Annotated in this window: 5 protein-coding genes; 3 read left to right on the forward strand and 2 right to left on the reverse strand. The window is 69.4% G+C overall.

Translation table 11 applies throughout. The features are described from left to right. From ABZ860_RS42705 to ABZ860_RS42715, 3 genes are all read left to right on the forward strand, one after another. Positions 1 to 1,593, forward strand: a 1,593-nt coding sequence (locus ABZ860_RS42705) for a family 43 glycosylhydrolase (protein ID WP_357232558.1), incomplete at its 5' end; no start/stop codon positions are given. 189 nt (positions 1,594 to 1,782) lie between these two features. Beyond that, entirely contained in the window at positions 1,783 to 1,911 is a 129-nt protein-coding gene (locus ABZ860_RS42710) for a hypothetical protein (protein WP_357232570.1), read from the forward strand. 16 nt (positions 1,912 to 1,927) lie between these two features. Next, on the forward strand, positions 1,928 to 2,014 hold the full coding sequence (locus tag ABZ860_RS42715; protein WP_357232564.1) for a hypothetical protein: 87 nt from the start codon (positions 1,928 to 1,930) through the stop codon (positions 2,012 to 2,014). Between the two features lie 160 nt (positions 2,015 to 2,174). Here ABZ860_RS42715 and ABZ860_RS42720 read toward each other — a convergent pair whose 3' ends face one another. Both ABZ860_RS42720 and ABZ860_RS42725 read right to left on the reverse strand, forming a co-directional pair. Then, on the reverse strand, positions 2,175 to 2,993 hold the full coding sequence (locus tag ABZ860_RS42720) for an SAM-dependent methyltransferase (RefSeq protein WP_357232567.1): 819 nt from the start codon (positions 2,991 to 2,993) through the stop codon (positions 2,175 to 2,177). 102 nt (positions 2,994 to 3,095) lie between these two features. Then, on the reverse strand, positions 3,096 to 3,787 hold a 692-nt coding region (locus ABZ860_RS42725; RefSeq protein ID WP_357232561.1), incomplete at its 5' end, for a cellulose-binding domain-containing protein.

The raw sequence follows: 3,787 nt of genomic DNA on the forward strand, positions 1-3,787 counted from the left end.
TTCACCATGAAGGACTGGCGGGTCTGGTCGTCGGCGGACATGGTGAACTGGACCGACCACGGCTCCCCGCTCAGCGTCGCCAGCTTCAGCTGGGCCAAATCCGACGCCTGGGCGGGACAGGCCGTCTACCGCAACGGCAAGTTCTACTGGTACGTGCCCACGACCAACCGGTCGACCGGCAGGATGGCCATCGGCGTGGCCGTCTCCGACAGCCCCACCGGGCCCTTCAAGGACGCCCTGGGACACCCGCTGGTCGAAAACGGGGAGATCGACCCCACCGTCTTCATCGACGACGACGGCCAGGCCTACCTCTACTGGGGCAACCCCAACCTGTGGTACGTCAAGCTCAACGCCGACATGACCTCCTACTCCGGCAGCCCCACCAAGATCAATCTGACCACCGCCGGATTCGGCACCCGCACCGGCGACGCCAACCGGCCCACCCTGTTCGAAGAAGGCCCCTGGGTCTACAAACGCGGCGGCCTGTACTACATCGTCTTCGCGGCCAAATGCTGCTCGGAGTTCATCGCCTACTCCACCGCCCCCAGCCCCACCGGACCGTGGACCTACCGGGGAACGATCATGCCCACCCAGGGCGGCAGCTTCACCAACCACCCCGGCGTCATCGACTACCAGGGCGGCTCGTACTTCTTCTACCACAACGGCGCGTTGCCGGGCGGCGGCGGCTACACCCGCTCGGTCGCGGTGGAGAAGTTCACCTACAACGCCGACGGCACCATCCCGACCATCACCATGACCACCACCGGGGCACCCCAGATCGGCACCCTGAACCCCTACATCCGCCAGGAGGCCGAGACCATCGCCTGGGAATCCGGCGTCGAGACCGAACCCTCCAACGAGGGCGGAATGAACGTCGGCTTCATCGACAACGGCGACTACATCAAGGTCAAGGGCGTCGCCTTCGGCACCGGCGCGACCTCGTTTTCCGCACGGGTGGCCTCCGGCGCCTCCGGCGGAAAGATCGAGCTTCGCCGCGACGGCGTCAACGGCACCCTCATGGGCACCTGCACCGTCCCGGGCACCGGCGGCTGGCAGACCTGGACGACCGTCTCCTGCCCCGTCACCGGCGCGACCGGCACCCACGACCTCTACCTCAAATTCACCGGCGGCAGCGGTTACCTGTTCAACCTGAACTGGTGGCAGTTCACCGGCGGCGACGGGCCCACAACCAGCCCCTCGCCCACACCACCGGCGTCCCCCTCGGCGTCCCCCTCGCCGACGCCCCCGGTCTCACCGTCGCCGTCACCCAGCCCGACGACCACGCCCACGCCGGACGGTGGCGCCTGCGGCGCGACCTACCGCACCACCAACACCTGGTCCGGCGGCTTCCAGGGCGAGATCACGGTGACGGCCGGCAGTGCGCCCGTCAACGGCTGGACCGTCAAGTGGACCCTGGGCAACGGCCAGACCATCAGTCAGGTCTGGAACGGCACGCTCAGCACCACCGGCTCGGCCGTGTCGGTGAGCAACGCCTCCTACAACGGCTCACTCCAGCCGTCCGCCTCCACGACGTTCGGCTTCCTCGCCGGCGGCAGCCCGTCGGCATGGTCCCTCACGTGCACCGCCGCCTGAGGACGACGACCTGATGCGAGGGCGTGCTGCCGCAGGGCGCGGGGGCCTGCGGCAGCACGCCTTCCGCGCTGCGGCAGCACGTCACGCGACGGTCGGCGCCCGAATCCCGGCCGTGGTCGCCCCTGACGGCGCCCGCTCTCGGCAGGCCTGTCGCCGGCCGCGATCACCCCGAACCTGCCCTTCGCCACGATGGGCGTGGCGGTCGCGCCGCAGCCCTGGCCGGGGTACTACGCCATCGGCAAGAACGCCTGGGCCATGGCCCAGACCACGCAGTTCACCGCGCGCGGCTGGAAGTACCTGGACGCCTCCAGCGGTTAGCGGCCGGTGTGTCGACGTGCCGAGCCGGTCGCAGACCAACGGCACCCAGGTGGCGCTGTGGGACTGCGGCGGCGGGGCCAACCAGCAGTGGAGCCGCAACTGACCTGACACGGCCGCCGGTCGCGGCGACCTGTCCGTAAGCGAAAAGAAGAAGGGAACGCGGGGCCCGGGATCCGGGCCGCGCGTTCCCGACGAACCTCGTCACCGGAGACCGCGCCGCTTCCCGAATCGCTCGGGGAGCAGGCGCCGTCCCGGTCCTTCGATCAGGGCTTGATCGCGACTCCGCCGTAGGCCCAGGCGTGACCGCCGCCCGGGATGTGTTCCTGGTGCTCCTTGTCGTCCGGCCGCCACTTCACCACCTCGACGATGCCCGGATCGACCACGTGCCAGCCCTCGAAGAACCGCAGCACCTCGGTGTGCGTACGGGGAACCATGGGCGCGGTGCTCTTGTCGTAGGGCTTGGTGAAGTCCTCCTCCCGCAGTCGGGGCGCGAAGTCGAGGGTGATGTGCGACAGCAGCAGCCGGCTGCCCACGGGCACGGCGGCTTTGAGGTGCTCCACCGTGGCGTACGGATCCTCCTCGTCGGTGACGAAGTGCAGGACGCCGGCCAGGATGACGGCGACCGGACGCGTGAAGTCGATCACGGCCCGGACCTCGGGATGGGACAAGATCACCTCCGGCTGCCGGAGGTCGGCCTCGATCACCGTGGTCGTCCCCGTGCCGGTCAGCAGAGCCCGGCCGTGGATCAAGACGATCGGGTCGTTGTCCACGTAGACCACCCGCGCGTCGGGGTCGATCTCCTGCGCGATCTCGTGGGTGTTGCCCTGGGTGGGAATACCCGTGCCGATGTCGAGGAACTGGGAGACCCCCGACTCGGCGAGGTGGCGCACCGCCCGGCGGAGGAAGGCGCGGTGGGCGCGGACCCCCTCACGAGTGCCGGGAGACACCCTGATCAGCTCCTCGGCCGCCTCGCGGTCGGCCGCGAAGTTGTCCTTGCCGCCCAGCAGATAGTCGTACACCCGGGCCGGGTGCGCCACCGCGGTGTTGATCCGCGCGGCGGCCGCGACCCGGGCCTCTGTCATGTCCGTCACCAGCGCTCCTGGTCGTCTCTAAGGTCCATCGAACCTCCTTCGCTGAAGCGATGACCTCCGTGCGGGCGCCGCACCTCCCGTTTCCCGAGGGGACTAGGCGACACTGCAGGTCACGCCGTTGAGCGTGAACGCGGTGGGCTTGGCGGCGTTGCCGGTGTGGGTGGCCTGGAAGCCGATCTCGGTGGTGGCTCCGGGGGCCAGTGAGCCGTTGTAGCTGACGTTTGTCGCCGTGACCTGTCCGCTGGTGGGGGAGTAGGTGGCGTTCCATCCGTTGGTGATGGTCTGTCCACCGGGGAGGGTGAAGGCCAGCGACCATCCGTTGACGGCCGAGGAGCCGGTGTTGGTGATGGCGATGTTCTCGGTCAGCCCGTTGTTCCAGGCGTTCACGGTGGCGCTCACCCGGCAGGCGCCCGAACCTTCAGTGGGCGACGGGGACGGCGACGGCGTGCTGCTCGGCGACGGGGATGGCGACGGCGTGCTGCTGGGCGACGGGCTGGGCGAGGGCGTGGCCGACGGGCTCGGCGACGGGGACGGCGTGGTGGTGCCGTCGAGGCCGAGGAAGGCGATGGCGTAGGCGAGCTGGCCGGTCATGGGGAGTTGGTGGCCGACGCCGCTGATGCTGATGCCTTCGACGGTGGCCTGGGTTCCGGTGTTGCCGTAGCGGGTGCGGGTCCACGACGACTGCGGGTGGTCGGTGAAGGCGGGGGTCTGGCTCAGCCCGTTGAGGTTGGTCCACTGCTTGATCTCTTCGCCGAAGTTCGGGTAGGCCAGCGTGGTGTCGGTGG

It is taken from the genome of Microbispora sp. NPDC046973 (genome assembly GCF_040644495.1).
Lineage (GTDB): Bacteria > Actinomycetota > Actinomycetes > Streptosporangiales > Streptosporangiaceae > Microbispora.